Annotated in this window: 13 protein-coding genes and 3 pseudogenes; 6 read left to right on the top strand and 10 right to left on the bottom strand. The window is 62.2% G+C overall.

Annotation, left to right across the window (positions count from 1 at the left end):
• The first annotated feature begins 124 nt into the window (after positions 1-124).
• The 6 genes from ASD00_RS24710 (at position 125) to ASD00_RS24685 (ending at position 6,026) form a co-directional block, all read left to right on the top strand.
• Positions 125-805 carry a GntR family transcriptional regulator gene (locus tag ASD00_RS24710; protein WP_025429179.1) on the top strand — a complete coding sequence of 227 codons (681 nt, stop codon included), beginning with the start codon at positions 125-127 and terminating at the stop codon, positions 803-805.
• Between the two features lie 76 nt (positions 806-881).
• On the top strand, positions 882-1,622 hold the full coding sequence (locus ASD00_RS24705) for an SDR family oxidoreductase (RefSeq protein ID WP_025429178.1): 741 nt from the start codon (positions 882-884) through the stop codon (positions 1,620-1,622).
• Positions 1,623-1,834: 212 nt separating this feature from the next.
• Complete coding sequence (locus tag ASD00_RS24700; RefSeq protein ID WP_025429177.1) at positions 1,835-2,887, top strand: ABC transporter substrate-binding protein; 1,053 nt, start codon at positions 1,835-1,837, stop codon at positions 2,885-2,887.
• Between the two features lie 110 nt (positions 2,888-2,997).
• Positions 2,998-4,065 carry an ABC transporter ATP-binding protein gene (locus ASD00_RS24695; RefSeq protein ID WP_171520168.1) on the top strand — a complete coding sequence of 356 codons (1,068 nt, stop codon included), beginning with the start codon at positions 2,998-3,000 and terminating at the stop codon, positions 4,063-4,065.
• Positions 4,062-5,240, top strand: a complete 1,179-nt coding sequence (locus tag ASD00_RS24690; RefSeq protein WP_057209741.1) for an ABC transporter permease — start codon at positions 4,062-4,064, stop codon at positions 5,238-5,240. Before ASD00_RS24695 ends, ASD00_RS24690 begins: the two co-directional genes overlap by 4 nt.
• 3 nt (positions 5,241-5,243) lie before the next feature.
• Positions 5,244-6,026, top strand: coding sequence for an ABC transporter permease (locus ASD00_RS24685; RefSeq protein ID WP_025429174.1), 783 nt, complete (start codon positions 5,244-5,246; stop codon positions 6,024-6,026).
• Between the two features lie 82 nt (positions 6,027-6,108).
• Here the strand turns inward: ASD00_RS24685 and ASD00_RS41925 are convergent.
• The 10 genes and pseudogenes from ASD00_RS41925 to ASD00_RS24645 all read right to left on the bottom strand — a co-directional run.
• Positions 6,109-6,231, bottom strand: a pseudogene (locus ASD00_RS41925) (NAD(P)H-dependent oxidoreductase); the annotation flags it as partial.
• A gap of 34 nt (positions 6,232-6,265) precedes the next feature.
• A complete protein-coding gene (locus ASD00_RS24680) occupies positions 6,266-7,558 on the bottom strand; it encodes an amidohydrolase family protein (RefSeq protein WP_057209739.1) in 1,293 nt (430 codons plus the stop codon).
• A complete protein-coding gene (locus tag ASD00_RS24675) occupies positions 7,555-8,496 on the bottom strand; it encodes an ABC transporter permease (protein ID WP_057209737.1) in 942 nt (313 codons plus the stop codon). Before ASD00_RS24675 ends, ASD00_RS24680 begins: the two co-directional genes overlap by 4 nt.
• A gap of 1 nt (position 8,497) precedes the next feature.
• Complete coding sequence (locus tag ASD00_RS24670) at positions 8,498-9,547, bottom strand: ABC transporter permease (protein ID WP_057209735.1); 1,050 nt, start codon at positions 9,545-9,547, stop codon at positions 8,498-8,500.
• Positions 9,537-11,066 carry an ABC transporter ATP-binding protein gene (locus ASD00_RS24665; RefSeq protein WP_057209733.1) on the bottom strand — a complete coding sequence of 510 codons (1,530 nt, stop codon included), beginning with the start codon at positions 11,064-11,066 and terminating at the stop codon, positions 9,537-9,539. The genes ASD00_RS24670 and ASD00_RS24665 overlap by 11 nt, the downstream gene beginning before the upstream one ends.
• 131 nt (positions 11,067-11,197) lie before the next feature.
• Positions 11,198-12,223: a BMP family protein gene (locus ASD00_RS24660; protein WP_057209731.1), complete on the bottom strand. Its 1,026-nt coding sequence runs from the start codon at positions 12,221-12,223 to the stop codon at positions 11,198-11,200.
• A gap of 283 nt (positions 12,224-12,506) precedes the next feature.
• Complete coding sequence (locus tag ASD00_RS24655) at positions 12,507-13,943, bottom strand: FAD-binding oxidoreductase (RefSeq protein WP_057209729.1); 1,437 nt, start codon at positions 13,941-13,943, stop codon at positions 12,507-12,509.
• Positions 13,944-13,999: 56 nt separating this feature from the next.
• Positions 14,000-14,581 (bottom strand): S-(hydroxymethyl)glutathione synthase, encoded by a 582-nt coding sequence (gene gfa, locus ASD00_RS24650; RefSeq protein ID WP_057209727.1) that lies wholly within the window; start codon positions 14,579-14,581, stop codon positions 14,000-14,002.
• 117 nt (positions 14,582-14,698) lie between these two features.
• Positions 14,699-15,019 (bottom strand): annotated as a pseudogene (locus ASD00_RS39225) (S-(hydroxymethyl)glutathione dehydrogenase); the annotation flags it as partial.
• A 13-nt stretch (positions 15,020-15,032) separates the two neighbouring features.
• Positions 15,033-15,788, bottom strand: a pseudogene (locus tag ASD00_RS24645) (zinc-binding dehydrogenase); the annotation flags it as partial.

The following is a 15,788-nucleotide window of genomic DNA, read 5'->3' as shown; positions in this document are numbered from 1 at the left end:
CACGGTGCCGACTAAATTGCCGCCGCAAGCCGTTTGGCGGAAGATGTCCGCGACATGTCATACTTGAAACACGCCGAAAAAGATGCATCAAGTATCTTGTTATTCGATTTTGCGGACCAGTTCCATGCCTCAATTTACGTCACTGGATCATGAGAACCTCAACAGCGCGGTTTATGGTGCGTTGTGCGATGCCCTGATCCAGGGACGGTTCCAGCCCGGCGACCGGCTGAAGATCCGTGATCTGGCGGAACAATTCGGCACGAGCGTCACACCGATCCGCGACGCCATCCTTCGGCTTGCCAATGACGAGGCGATCACCTTCCGCTCGCCGCGCGACATCCGCATCCCGGGTTTGAGCGAAAACCGCTACCGCGAGATCCGCGCAATCCGTGTCCGGCTGGAGGGATTGGCGGCGGAAACCGCCGCCCAGGTGGCGACGAGCACGGATATCGAGGCATTGGAACGCATCTTGCGCGAAAATGAACAGGCAATCGAGGCCGGCGACCGGCTGAAGGGCACGCAACTCAACCAAGCCTTCCACTTCCTGTTGCCGCAGATCGCTGGGCTGCCGGTGCTGAACGGCATCCTGCGGCGGCTCTGGCTGCAGATGGGGCCGCACATTTCCGATGCCTATATAGAGGGTGGACGTGCGATGATCGACCATCACTACCCGGTCGTCGAAGCCCTGAAACGGCACGATTCCGCCGCCGCCTCGATGGCGATCGTCGACGATATCCTGCTCGGCGGCAAGCCGATCCTCGAGCGCATCGAACGGGGAACGGAGCGGGAGGCGCGCCGGGCCTGACATCACTTGGAAGAGGAGGCTTGCAATTCATGAGCGGCCTATTACGATGTATCAAGCATCAACAGAGAACGCTCCCATGACCGAAGAATGCCGCTACATGTTGCTGACGGGTGCGAGCCGCGGGATCGGTCATGCGACGGTCAAGCTCTTCCAGTCGAAGGGCTGGCGCATTCTCACCGTTTCCCGTCAATCCTTTTCAGAGGAATGCGCCTGGCCCTCCGCCCGCGAAAGCCATATCCAGGCCGACCTCGCGGATCTCACGCAGATCGACCGCCTGGCAGCGACGGTGCGCGAGCGCCTGCCGAACGGCCGGCTGCACGCGCTCGTCAATAATGCCGGCATTTCGCCGAAGGGGCCGGGCAAGAGCCGCCTCGGTGTGCTGGATACGGATGCCGATGTCTGGACGCAGGTGCTCAACGTCAATCTTATCTCGACCGCTTTGATCGCCCGCGCACTCATGCCGGAACTGGAAGCGGCGAAGGGCTCGATCGTCAATGTTACGTCGATCGCCGGCTCGCGCGTCCACCCCTTCGCAGGCGTTGCCTATGCGGCGTCCAAGGCGGCGCTTGCCTCGCTGACCCGTGAAATGGCGCACGAATTCGGCCAACGCGGGGTCAGGGCGAATGCCATCGCCCCGGGCGAGATCGAAACGTCGATCCTGTCGCCCGGAACGGATGAACTGGTGGCGGCGGAAGTGCCGATGCGAAGACTGGGCGAACCGCGCGAGGTCGCGGAGACCATCTATTTCCTCTGCACCGAGCCATCGTCCTACATCAACGGCGCGGAAATTCACATCAACGGAGGTCAACACGTCTGACGATGGTCGACTGGGGAAAATCCCCGCTGACCGACAAGGACCGGAGTGCATCATACGGTCGGACAAACGCCCGGGGAGAAAGGGCGCGACGAGCGGAAAGGCTGTAATCATCGCAATACGCCAAAGGGACGGGTCAGCAGTCCGCATGAGATCATCAACGGGGGCCGGAGGCTGACGGCGGTTCCTTCACAAACGAAGAAAAGGGGAGTGCAATGAAGACTATCTTTCAAGCGGGTGTTCTGGCGTCCGCCGTCGTCGTGCTGTCCGCAAGCCTTGCCGCACCGGCATTCGCACGGGACCTGACCGTCGTCTCCTGGGGCGGCAACTATCAGGACGCGCAGCGCAACATCTATTTCAAGCCCTTCGCCGAAAAGACCGGCAAGCCGGTGCTCGACGAAGCCTGGGACGGCGGCATCGGCGTCATCCAGTCGAAGGTCAAGGCCGGCGCGCCGAACTGGGATGCCGTGCAGGTGGAAGCCGAAGAGTTGGCGCTCGGCTGTGCCGACGGACTCTATGAAAAGATCGACTGGGACAAGATGGGCGGCAAGGACAAGTTCCTCGATTCTGCGGTCGATGACTGTGGTGTCGGCGCCATCGTCTGGTCGACGGCGATCGCCTATGACGGTGATAAGCTGAAGGAAGGCCCGGCCTCCTGGGCGGACTTCTGGAATGTCGAAAAATTCCCCGGCAAGCGCTCGCTGCGAAAAGGCCCGAAATATACGCTCGAATTCGCGCTGCTCGCCGATGGCGTCTCTAAGGACGAGCTGTACGACGTGCTTGGGACCGACGAAGGGGTCGAGCGCGCATTTAAGAAGCTCGACGAGCTGAAGCCGCACATCGTTTGGTGGGAATCGGGCGCCCAGCCGCTGCAGTTCCTCGCCTCTGGCGAAGTGGCGATGACGTCGGCCTATAACGGCCGCATCACTGGCATCAACCGCACGGAAGGCAAGAACTTCAAGGTCGTCTGGCCGGGCAGCATCTACGCCGTCGATAGCTGGGTGGTGCTGAAGGATGCGGAAAACAAGGACGCTGCACAGGACTTCATTGCCTTCGCAAGCCTGCCCGAACATCAGGCGAAGCTGCCGGAATTCGTCGCCTACGGCCTGCCGAACAAGGAAGCTGCAGCCAAGGTTCCGGCGGAATTCGCCAAGGACCTGCCGACCGATCCGGCGAACATGACGGAGTCGATCTCGCTGAATGTGGACTTCTGGATCGACAATGCCGAAACGCTGACGCAGCGCTTCAACGCCTGGCTGGCCCAGTAAGAACATTCGCCGCGAAGGGCGCTCCGACGGGCGCCCTTCCTGCCTGGCCGGATGCGTTCTCACGGGTTTTCCGGATGGCGCATCCTTCGCCTCTAGCGATGGAGTCTTCCGTGGCCGAATTCATTCGATTTGACCGCATCACCAAATTCTATGGCCCGCTCTGCGTGGTTGAAAACCTGGCTCTCGGCATTGGCAAGGGCGAGTTCGTAAGCCTGCTCGGCCCCTCCGGCTCCGGCAAGACGACGCTCCTGATGATGCTGGCTGGTTTCGAGCAGCCGACCTCCGGCAATATCCTGCTGGACGGGACGGCGATCAACGACGTGCCGACCCACAAGCGGGACATGGGGGTCGTCTTCCAGAGTTATGCTTTGTTCCCGCATATGTCGGTCGGCGAGAACGTGGCCTTCCCGTTGCAGATGCGTAGGCTGGGCAAGGCGGAGATCGCCGAGCGCGTGGCGCGAGCGCTGGACATGGTGCAGCTGTCGGCCTTCGCCGACCGCCGGCCTTCGCAACTCTCCGGGGGGCAGCAACAGCGTGTGGCGCTTTCCCGCGCGCTGGTCTTCGAGCCGCGCGTCGTGCTGATGGACGAGCCGCTCGGCGCGCTCGACAAGCAGTTGCGCGAGCAAATGCAGCTCGACATTCGCGACCTGCACCGCCGCCTTGGCGTAACGATTGTCTTCGTCACACATGACCAGTCGGAGGCGCTGACCATGTCGGACCGCGTCGCCGTCTTCAACAAGGGTAAGATTGAGCAGATTGGCACGCCGCGGCAGGTCTATGACGAACCGGCGACGCGCTTCGTCGCGGAATTTATCGGCGAGACCAATCTGGTCGAGGGTGTCGTCGAGGCGGTGCAGGGGCAGGAAGCGACCGTGCGCCTGCGGTCCGGCGCGCATATCGTTTCGGCCGTTTCCGGCAGCGTCGCCTCCGGCCAACCCGTCTTTCTCTCTATCCGGCCGGAGCGGGTCGATCTCAGCGAAACGCGCGGCGAAGCGCGCAATTGCCTGGAAACGGAAGTGACCGATTCCGTCTATCAGGGCGATCATCTGCGTGTGCAGTTACAGAACGCAGCGCAACCGCTGATCGCCAAGCTCGGTCGCCGGTCACGCGAATTCCCGCCGGGCACCAAGGTCTATGCGGCCTTTTCAGCCGGCGATTGCCGGGTCATCGCGCCATGAGTGCAGTCTCGTCCCGGACCGGGCGGTCGCTCGTTCTTCTTGCGCCGCTGCTTCTCTTCCTCATCGGCTTCTTCGTCTGGCCGCTGTTCAGCATGATGTCGCAGGCGGTGTCGGATCCAGCCGTGCTGCGCCTGCTTCCGCGCAGCGCCGAAGTGCTGACGGATTGGGATCGAAAGTCGCCGCCGACCATGCCCATGCAGACGGCGCTGATGGAGGACCTGAAGGCCGTCGATGACGACCAGGCGCTCGGCGATATGGTCCGCCGCCTCAACAGCGCACGTTCCGGCTTCCGCACGCTCATGTCCAAGACGACCAGCGCGCTCGACGACACGGCGAACCCGCCCGCCGACCTCGTCTCCATCGACAAGCGTTGGGAGAAACCGGAATTCTGGCTGGCCATCGCCGATGCGCTCTCGCCGCTCACCGATCGCAACCTGCTCGCCGCAGTCGATCTCGGCCGCAATGCCGCCGGCGATATCGAGCAACTCCCAGCCGACCGGTCCGTCAACCGGGTTATCCTCGTGCGCACCTTCTGGATCGCCGCACTTGTCACCTTCGCCTGCGCCGGTATCGGCTTCCCCTATGCGATGATCGCGGCTTCGCTGACCGGCTGGAAGCGCGACCTGATGCTGGCTGCTGTGCTGCTACCGCTCTGGACCTCGCTTCTGGTACGCACCGCCGCCTGGTTCATCCTGTTGCAGGAAAAAGGGTTGATCAACGACCTTCTGCAAACGCTCGGCCTGATCGATGCGCCGCTGCCGTTGATCTTCAATCGCACCGGCGTCATCATCGCCATGACCCATGTGCTGCTGCCTTTCATGGTGCTGCCAATCTATTCGGTGCTTATTACCATCCCGAAGAACCTGATGCCGGCGGCCGCCTCGCTCGGAGCGCCGCCCTGGCGCGCGTTCCTGCGCGTGCTGCTGCCGCTGAGCCTGCGCGGCGTCGCCTCCGGCAGTCTGCTCGTCTTCATTTCTGCAATCGGCTACTACATCACCCCGGCTCTGATTGGCGGGCCGGGCGACCAGATGATCAGCTCGATCATCGCCTTCTACGCCACAGGTTCTGCGAACTGGGGCATGGCCGGGGCGCTTGGCGTCGTGCTGCTTGTCGCGACGCTGCTGCTCTATAGTGTCTATGCGCGGCTCTCCACTGACGAGCCGGGGAGGCGCTAGGTCATGCCGATGAAGCTCACCAAGTTCGCTTTCGCCTCGCTGACGATCCTCTTCCTCGTCGCGCCGCTCATCGCCATCCTGCCGCTCGCCTTCACCTCGAGCGTCATCCTCACCTACCCGATCCCGTCCTGGTCGCTGCGCTGGTTCGAGGAATTGTTCACGGCAGATGCCTGGCGGCGGGCGATCTTTAACAGCCTGATCATCGGGACGGGCACGACGCTGCTCGCCACCGTGCTTGGCACCGCCGCCTCGCTCGGCCTGCGCAACCGCCTCCTCTTCTTCCGCGGGTCAATACGCACGCTTTTTCTACTGCCCATGGTGGTGCCCGCTGTCGTGCTCGGTGTCGGCATGCAGGTGCTGCTCGCGGGTTTCGGCCTGACGAACAGCTATGCCGGCGTGATCATCGCCCACACTGTCGTCGCCGTGCCCTTCGTCGTGGTCAGCGTCATCGGCGCGCTTGCCGGCATCGACGAACGCGTGGAACTCGCCGCACAAAGCCTCGGCGCTTCGCCCGCAACGGTCTTCCGCCGCGTGACCCTGCCGCTCGCCATGCCCGGCGTGCTCTCCGGCGCGGTGCTGGCCTTCGCCACCTCGCTGGACGAGGTTGTGCTGACGCTCTTTGTCGCCGGTCCCAACCAGCGTACGCTGGCCCGGCAGATGTTTTCGAGTATCCGTGAGAACATCAGCCCGGCGATTGCGGCAGCGGCCTTCCTCTTCATCGTCGCGACAATTCTGATCGGCCTCGCGGTTGTGCTGTCTCGATCTGTGCTGGCGAAGCGGCGTTAGACAAATTTGCGCGTCCGGGATGAAAAGATCGTTGAAGGCTTTGGATACGTAAAGGGATAGATAAGCGCGCTGATGCCGGCCCGAGCAGCCAATCGATCGGGTTTTTGAGGCTGCAGGGAATGCTGCGGACATATTCAGGGCTCGAAATGATCAGCCCGTCACTCGCGGAAATTTTCTCGATGAACCGGATGACGCTCTGGGGTATTCGGGCCCTCCCGTTCTGTTCTCGTCCAGTCCGTTCAGCGTGGCTGCGGTGGCACGATGTGGCGGCGGTTGATGGTCGCCGGACGGCCCTTGATGGACAGGGCCGTATCGCGCTTCTCGCGTTCAGCCACGACCTTGCCCTTCGCCACGACACAGAGCCGCTCGGCGCGCAGGCGCACCGCCTCGATGGGGTTACCCGCATTGAGCACAACGAGGCTTGCCGATTTGCCGACGGCTAGACCGAGATGATCGAGTCCCATGATCTCGGCATTGACCTTGGTGACCATGTCGAAACAGGTGCGCATGTCCGCGGGCGAGGACATCTGGGCGACGTGCAATCCCATGAAGGCGACATCGAGCATGTCGGCTGTGCCGAGGGAGTACCAGGGATCGAGCACGCAATCCTGACCCCAGCCGGTGCGGATGCCGGCCTTCAGCATTTCGGGCACTCGCGTCAGGCCACGCCGCTTGGGATAGGTATCGTGCCGCCCCTGCAGCATGATGTTGATCAGTGGATTGGGGATCGCCGAGACACCGGCTTCCGCAATCAGCGGCAGCAGTTTCGAGACGTAGTAGTTGTCCATCGAATGCATCGAGGTAAGGTGCGAGCCAGCCACCCGGCCTTGCAGGCCGAGCCTCCGGGTCTCATAGGCAAGCTGCTCGATATGGCGCGACAGAGGATCGTCGGTCTCGTCGCAATGCAGGTCGACCATCAGGCCGCGCTCGGCCGCGATCTCGCAAAGTTCGGTAACGGAACGCGTGCCGTCGGACATGGTCCGCTCGAAATGCGGGATGCCGCCGACGATGTCGACGCCCATGTCGAGGGCGCGGATGGTGTTCTCGCGCGCATTCGCCGAGCGGTAGAGCCCGTCCTGCGGGAAGGCGACGAGCTGGAGATCGATATAGGGCGCGATCTCCTTCTTGACCTCGAGCAGCGCTTCGACCGCAAGAAGGCGGTCGTCGCAGGTATCGACATGGGTGCGGATGGCGAGGAGGCCCATCGAGACCGCCCAGTCGCAATAGGCCAGCGCGCGTTCCTTGACGGCCTCGTGGGTCAGGAGCGGCTTGAGTTCGCCCCACAGCGCGATGCCTTCGAGCAGCGTGCCTGAGGCATTGATACGCGGCAGGCCGTAGGACAGCGTTGCGTCCATATGGAAATGCGGATCCACAAAGGGCTGGCTGACGAGGTTGCCCGAGGCATCGACGACACGACCGGCCCCGGCATCGATACGGGGCTCGATCGCGGCGATCCTGTCGCCCTTGATGCCGATATCGGCGACGGTTCCATCGGGCAGCGTGCCGCCCTTTACGATCAGGTCGAAACTCATCTTTCGCCTTTCTGGTACGGGATCATCAAAGCTTTGGGATAGGTGGCGCGGCGTGCGACCAGGATCAGCGCCAGGATCGACAGCGCATAGGGCATCATCAGGAAAACCTGATAGGGCACGATACCGCCCGATATCTGCTGCAGGCGAACCTGATAGGCATCGAATGCGGCAAACAGGATGGCGCCGATCAGCGCCTTTCCTGGTCGCCAGGAGCCGAAGACGACCAGCGCGATGCAAATCCAGCCGCGCCCATTGATCATCTGGAAGAAGAAGGAATTGAAGGCCGAGATGGTGAGAAAGGCGCCGCCGACCGCCATCAGCGCGCTGCCGACGGCGACGGCGCCCATGCGTATGCCGGTGACCGAAATGCCTTGCGCCTCGACCGCCGACGGGTTTTCACCCGCAGCGCGAACGGCAAGGCCAATGGGGGTGCGATAGAGGATCCAGGCGACGGCTGCGACCGACACGAATGCGAGATAGGTCAGCGGCGTCTGGGTAAACAGCGCCTCACCAACGACAGGAATGCTGGACAGGCCCGGGATCGGCAAGGGCTGGAACGGCTCGATCTTGGGCGGCGACGTCACCTCGGGCAGCGCAAGACGATAGGTGAAATAGGTAAGGCTTGTAGCAAGCAGCGTAACGCCGATGCCGACGACGTGTTGCGACAGGCCGAGCGGTACCGTGAGCGTGGCGTGCAGCAAGCCGAACATGGCACCGACCAGGGCAGCGACCAGCACGCCGGCCAAAAGATCGCCGCCAGAATAGACGGTGAACCAGCCGGCGAAGGCGCCTGCCGTCATGATCCCCTCGATGCCGAGGTTGAGGACGCCCGCGCGCTCGCAGATCAACTCGCCCATGGTTGCGAAGATCAGCGGCGATGCTATGCGGATGGCGGCGACCCAGAAGGAGGCGGTGAAGAGGATCTCAAGCGCGTCCATGTCACCTCCACCTTATCCGGAATCGCGTCAGAAGGATCGCGACAACCATCGTCAGCAGCGAGGTGGCGACCATGACGTGGGCTATGTAACTCGGCACCTTGGCCGCACGGCTCATGGCATCGGCGCCGACGAAAATGCCGGCGACGAAGATGGCCGATGCGATGACGCCGAGCGGGTTGAGCATGGCCAGCATCGCGACGACGATGCCGGAGTAGCCGTAGCCCGGCGACAGGTCGAGCGTCAGGTTGCCCTTGAGCCCCGAGACTTCTGAAAAGCCGGCAAGTGCGGCCAACCCGCCCGAAAGCAGCGCCGTCTTCATGAGCGTGCGGTTGACCAGAATGCCGACAAAGCGTGCGCCCTCGGCATTGAGGCCGACGGCGCGCATTTCGTAGCCGAGAACCGTCTTTTTCATGACGACCCAGACGAGAACGGCCGAAGCAAGGGCAATGACGAAACCATAGTGCAGGCGCTTGCCCTGGATGAGGCGTGGCAATTGCGCTTCGGCGATCACCTTCTGCGATTGCGGCCAGCCGAGCCCCATCGGATCCTTGAGCACACCTTCAAGCAGCATCGACACGAACAACAGGACGATGAAGTTGAGCAGCAGCGTGGTCACCACCTCATCGACGCCGAAGCGGGTCTTCAGCACGGCCGGGCCAAGCAGAAGCATTGCGCCTGCGGCCATGACGGCGGCCATGATCACCGGGATCAGAATGACCGAAGGTAGCGGCAGCGCGCCGGTTCCCAGCACCACGGTGACGACGCCCCCGATGTAGAGTTGCGCTTCTGCGCCGATGTTCCAGAGCTTGGCCCGGAAGGCGACGGCGATCGCCAAGCCCGTGAAGATCAGCGGCGTCGCGCGGGTCAAGGTTTCCATGAGCGCGAACTGCGAGCCGGCCGCACCCTTGGCCACAAGATAGAAGACGGACAGTGGCGAAGCGCCAGCGGCAAGAACCAGCATCGACGTCAGCAGCAGCGTGGTGGCGATGGCTGCCAGCGGAAACAGCAAGGTGACCGTCAATGACGGTGCGGGCTTCGGCTCAAGCCGCATGATCGCTAGGCTCCCCGCTGTGGCCTGCCATCAGCTCCCCCAGTTCCCGAATGCTGCGTTCACCGCGCGAAGACGGCGTCGATAAGCGCCCCTTGGACATGACGATGATGCGGTCGGACAATGCCAGGATTTCCTCAAGGTCCTCCGAAATCAGCAATATCGCCGCGCCCCTTTCCCGCGCTTCAAGCAACATGCGGTGAACATAGGCGACGGCGCCGACATCGAGGCCGCGGGTCGGCTGGCTTGCAAGGATGACCGCCGGGTCGGGATCAAGGGCTCGGCCGAGGATGAGCTTCTGCATATTGCCGCCCGAGAGCAGGCGTATGCGGGCCTCGGGCGAGGGGCATTTGACGTCGTAGTCGGCAATGAGTTTCTCGGCGAAGCGGCCGGCGGCTTTCCAGTTCAGGAAGCCCATGCGGTTGAACCGCGGGCTCCGGTAGCGTTCGGCGATGACGTTCTCCGCCACACTCATGTCGCCGATGCTGCCGATAGCGTGGCGGTCTTCCGGAATGCGGGCCACGCCATGGGCGAGCGCAGCGCGCGGCGACCAGTCAGCGACTTCCTGCCCGGCGATGGAAATGCTGCCGCCGGTTGGACGCCGGATGCCGGCGATGAGGCCGGCAAGGACAGCCTGACCATTGCCGGCAACGCCGGCAAGGCCGGTGATTTCACCAGCTGTCAGCGTGAGCGACACCTTATCGAGGCCGGCTCCGTTATACGGCGCTGTTGAGACGCCCTCGAGCGCCAGCAGCGGTGCGCCCAGTTTCACCGGGCTGACCTCCGCCGGCTTGACCTCCTGGCCAACCATGAGGGAGGCCAGTTCTTTGCGATCGGTCGAGCCTGTCTCGCGCTCGCCGACGAGCTGGCCGGAGCGCAGAACCAGTACACGATCGCTGACAGCCATCACTTCGTGCAACTTGTGGGAGATGAAGATGATCGACAGGCCTTTGGCGACGAGCAGTTTCAGCGTCCGGAACAATGCGTCGGTCTCGTCGGGGGTCAGAACAGCCGTCGGCTCGTCCAGGATGAGAATGCGGGCTTCGCGATAAAGGGCCTTCAGGATCTCGACGCGCTGGCGTTCGCCGACCGAAAGGGTGGAGACGGTGGCCGCGGGATCGACGGCGAGGCCGAAATCGGTAGACAGTTGCGCGATGCGCCGCCGCGCTGCGGCCCGGTCGAGCCGCATGCGCCAGAGGCCCTGCGTGCCAAGCGCGATGTTTTCCTGCACCGTCATGTTGTCGGCGAGAGTGAAGTGCTGGTGGACCATGCCGATGCCGGCATCGAGGGCTGCGCGCGGATCTCCCGGCGGAAGCGGCTTGCCAAAGGCCTCTACGGTTCCTTCGTCTGCGATGTAGTGGCCGAAGAGAATGTTCATCAGCGTCGTCTTGCCGGCGCCGTTCTCCCCGAGAAGCGCGATGACTTCGCCCCGCTTCAGGTCGAAGGAAATGGCCTCGTTGGCTCGGAGCGGGCCGAAACGCTTGCTGATGCGTGAAAGACGAAGGGCGGGATTGCTTGACACATCGGTGACCGGAAGTGGCGTTGCGGGGGGCTTCCTTTCTCGTCCAGGGAGGGAATGGTCGCTGCCGGCGAAGGGTAATCCCTCGTCCGGCATTGCCAACCACCTCTCCCATGAACGGAAGGAGAAGAGGGCTAGCTCGATTTTGGCTCGGCGTCGTTGATCTCGACGGCGAACGAGCCATCCTCGATCATCTTTTCCTTCTCCGCGACCTTGGCCTTGATGTCGTCCGGAACCTTGCTGTCGAAGGTGCCGAGAGGCGCGAGCGAACAGCCGCCGTTCTTCATGAAGGAATAGACGCCGTAGTCGTCGGCCTTGAAAGTGCCGGCCTTCACTTCGGCGATAGCCTTGTCGAGTGTCGGTTCGAAATGCCACAGCGCGGAGACGACAACGGTGTCCGGATAGTCCGCCTGGGTATCGATGACATTGCCAATGGCCAGGACTTTCTTCTCCTTGGCGGCGTCGGACACGCCGAAACGCTCGGCATATAGAAGGTCCGCACCGCCATCGATCTGGGCGAATGCGGTCTCCTTGGCCTTGGGCGGATCGAACCACGAGCCGATGAAGGCGACCTGGAACTTGGTGTCCGGGGCCACTTCATTCACGCCAGCCATGAACGCGTTCATCAGCCGGTTGACCTCCGGGATCGGATAGCCTCCCACCATGCCGATGTTCTTGGACTTGGTCATTGCGCCGGCGACCAGGCCGGACAGATAGGATGCGTCCTGGATATAGTTGTCGAAAACCGAAAAGTTCGGCACGGCGGCATCGGGCTTGAAGCTCGAGCCCATCAGGAAGGCGACGTCAGGATAGTCTTTGGCGACGGCGCGGGCGGCATCCTCGACGCCGAAGACCTCGCCCAGGATCAGCTTGTGGCCGGCCTCGCAATATTCGCGCATGACGCGCTCGTAATCGTTGTTCGCGGTGTTTTCAGAATAGACATATTCGATGTCGCCGCGCTCCTTGGCGGCATTAGCTGCCTTGTGGATACGGCTGACCCACTGCTGCTCGACCGGGACGGTATAGATGGCCGCCACCTTTATCGGGTCCGCAGCAAACAGACGGCTCGGCAGACCCGCCGCGGCCACCACGGCGGATGCGCCAGCAACTTTCATCAGGGTTCTTCTGGAAATGGCGGAATTGAAGGAATTGCTATGCATTAAATTCCCCTCTGGTTGATTGCGCGTTTTGGAACACGTCTTTTTTACCACTTGGTCAATGTAGGTGAAGTTGGAGGTTGCAGCAATTGGGTGCCGCGGAAAGTTCGCCGCAGGCAATGGAAGCAAAACGCGGGATCACGAAGGCCGCTCGATCGTGAATTGCGGGCGTGAGCCCATCGCGGCGCTGAGCAAAGGCCTGCCGCTATTCTCCGAAATCGCCGCGCCGACGCTTCTCAAGCTGATGAGCTCGAAGGCTTTTCCGGGGGTGGGGGGTGGCGCAGATCTATCGGGTGGCGTGAACCCGTCGCCGAAGGGTCGGTTGCCGGGGCAACACCTTTCCCGGATTGAGGATCGCGGACGCATCGAGCGTGTCCTTGACCCGATGCATCAGCGCCAGCTTGACCGGGTTCGATGTGGCTGACAGTGACCCCACTCTCTTGGTGCCGATCCCATGCTCGGCAGAGAATGACCCGCCGATCGTAACTATGTCCCTGTAGAGCACCTTCTCAATGGCTTTCGCCTTTTCGCCTGCAATGTCACTGCCAGCCGCGTTGAGGACGATATGGAGATTTCCGTCAGCAAGATGGCCGAACACGTAGGGATCGAACGTGGCATCCAGTCCCCTGAGATCTGCAAGACAGCGATTAAGATAAGACCCGACTTGCGATAGAGGAACCGAGACATCGTAGGATGGTGCGCTCGGATGCTTTCGGTAGATGAGGTCCGTGTCTTCGCGCAGTCGCCAAAGATCCATCTCCTGCGCACCTGAGGATGCAATGACGGCTGAGGCGTCGGGGTGATCCTCGATGACGTCTTCATAGATACGTCCCAGTTCCGATTGCAACGCTCCCTCCTCGGCCCCGCTTAGTGAAACCAGCAGGTTGACCGGATGCTCGGCATTGTAGTCCGAGACAGACCAACGATGATGGCCGGATGTCAGACGGAAATAGGTGTTCCAGATCGCTTCCGCAGCGCGTAGTTGACCGTACTCGGCGTCGAGACCTCGACGAACTGTCTCGAGCGCTGCATCAACTGACGGTAAACCGAAGAGGACAGTGGCCGTGGCAAAGGGCTGGGGCTCAAGCTTGACGGCAATACGCGTTATGATGCCGAGTGTTCCTTCGGCTCCCACAAAGAGATGTTTCAGATCATAGCCGGCCGCGTTTTTCACGACCCGTGTAAGATCGGAATAGATCGAGCCATCCGCGAGCACGGCCTCCAGGCCAAGAATGCGATGCCGCATGACCCCAAACCGAAAGGCTGCAATACCCCCGGCATTCGTCGAGGCCATACCTCCGATCGTTGCCGAACCGCGCGATGGCAAATCGATCCCTGTTTCAAGTCGATGCTCCGCGGCCGCCACTTGCAGCGCTTGCAGTGTCACGCCGGCCTCCACGACCGCAACCCGCTCGATTGGTGAAATATCCAGGATTCGATTGAGGCGGGCGGTTGAAAGCACCAGTTCGCCCGGCCGAGACATCGCCCCGCCTACGAGCCCGGTTCGTCCTCCATGGGTGACGAGCGAGATCCCGTTGGCGAGGCAACATTTGACGACGGCGGCAACCTCATCGGTCGTTCTCGGGTAGACCACGGCGCCTGCCCCGAGATTTTCAGGTGCAACTCCGTGGTCGACCGTGGCAATGGCCTCCCCGTCCTTGAGATTTTCGTCACCAACAATTCTACGAATTTCGTCTTTGAATTCGGGCTGTAGGCGATCCATTCGATGTTACCTGTTGGTGGATGTCGAGAACGGTGAGATGTCTGCGGCAGACTTGTTCAGGCAGTTTCGGTTTTGAGCGCGCCACTCTTCTTTGCCGTCCAGGTGGCGATGAAGTCCATGAGCCCAGGGTTGAGGCAGTCATAGGGCTCAATACCAAGCTCTCGCAGGCGGGCACGTACGCCATCCATCTTTGCCGGATCGTATCCGCTTTCGATGATCGAAGACACGAAAGCCGCAAACCCCGGCTTCGCCCAGCCCGTTTCCTGGAACCGCTCAGGATGCAAGAAGGAAAGCCCCTTGAACGGATGGTCGCGTTCGACAGGGCCGTACATGTGCACGCCGCAGTCCTTGCAGGCGTGGCGCAGAATAAGAGCGGTCGGGTCCACGACAGCGAGCTTGTCGCCGTTTTCGAGTATCTCGACATTGTCCGTCGGCGCGACGGCGACGACCGAGAAGACAGCACCATCGGGCTTCCAGCACTTGGTACAGCCGCATGCATGGTTATGGGCAATGTCGCCCCTGATCCGGATCTTCACAGGGTTGCTCGCGCAGTTGCACACAAGTGTGCCGCCCGAGAAGGCTGCATCGGTGGCCTGGAAACCGGAATCGAGGGATGGATGTATCGCAACGCTTGGCATGGGCTTCTCCTCCTTCATGGCCGGCGCGGTATGCCCGGCAGATCATTGGCATCGCCGGGCGGACGCTTGGCGATGTGATGAACGGATTGCATTCGTGATGCGGTCTTGAACCCGCGCTCAGTATACCACGACGCTGCGGATGCTTTCGCCGGAATGCATCAGTTCGAAGCCCTTGTTGATGTCTTCGAGCGGCATCGTGTGGGTGATCATCGGATCGATCTCGATCTTGCCTTCCATGTACCAGTCGACAATCTTCGGCACGTCGGTGCGGCCGCGGGCGCCGCCAAAGGCGGTGCCCATCCAGCTGCGRCCGGTGACGAGCTGGAACGGACGGGTGGAGATTTCCTGGCCGGCACCGGCAACGCCGATGACCACCGACTTGCCCCAGCCGCGATGCGAGGCTTCGAGCGCCTGGCGCATCACCTTGGTGTTGCCGGTGCAATCGAAGGTATGTGTGGGTGATCATCGGATCGATCTCGATCTTGCCTTCCATGTACCAGTCGACAATCTTCGGCACGTCGGTGCGGCCGCGGGCGCCGCCAAAGGCGGTGCCCATCCAGCTGCGACCGGTGACGAGCTGGAACGGACGGGTGGAGATTTCCTGGCCSGCACCGGCAACGCCGATGACCACCGACTTGCCCCAGCCGCGATGCGAGGCTTCGAGCGCCTGGCGCATCACCTTGGTGTTGCCGGTGCAATCGAAGGTATAATCGGCGCCGCCGATCTGGTCGGCCCCGCGCTTCGTCATGTTGACGAGGTAAGGCACGATGTCGTCGCCAACCTCCTTCGGRTTGACGAAGTGGGTCATGCCRAAGCGTTCGCCCCAGGCCTKCTTGTCGTTGTTGAGATCGACGCCGATGATCATGTCGGCGCCGGCAAGCCKSAGGCCCTGGATGACATTGAGGCCGATGCCGCCGAGGCCGAAGACGATCGCGGTCGCGCCGATCTCGACCTTGGCCGTGTTGATCACCGCGCCGATGCCGGTGGTGACGCCGCAGCCGATATAGCAGATCTTGTCGAACGGCGCGTCGGGGTTGACCTTGGCCAGCGCGATCTCCGGCAGCACGGTGTAATTGGCAAAGGTGGAGCAGCCCATATAGTGATGGATCTTGTCCTTGCCGATCGAAAAGCGCGAGGTGCCATCCGGCATCAGGCCCTGGCCCTGGGTCGAGCGGATCGCCGTGCACAGGTTGGTCTTGCGCGACAG

It is taken from the genome of Ensifer sp. Root31 (genome assembly GCF_001424825.1).
In the GTDB taxonomy this organism is placed as follows: Bacteria; Pseudomonadota; Alphaproteobacteria; order Rhizobiales; family Rhizobiaceae; genus Ensifer; species Ensifer canadensis.
This window is presented reverse-complemented; position numbering and strand designations above follow the sequence as displayed.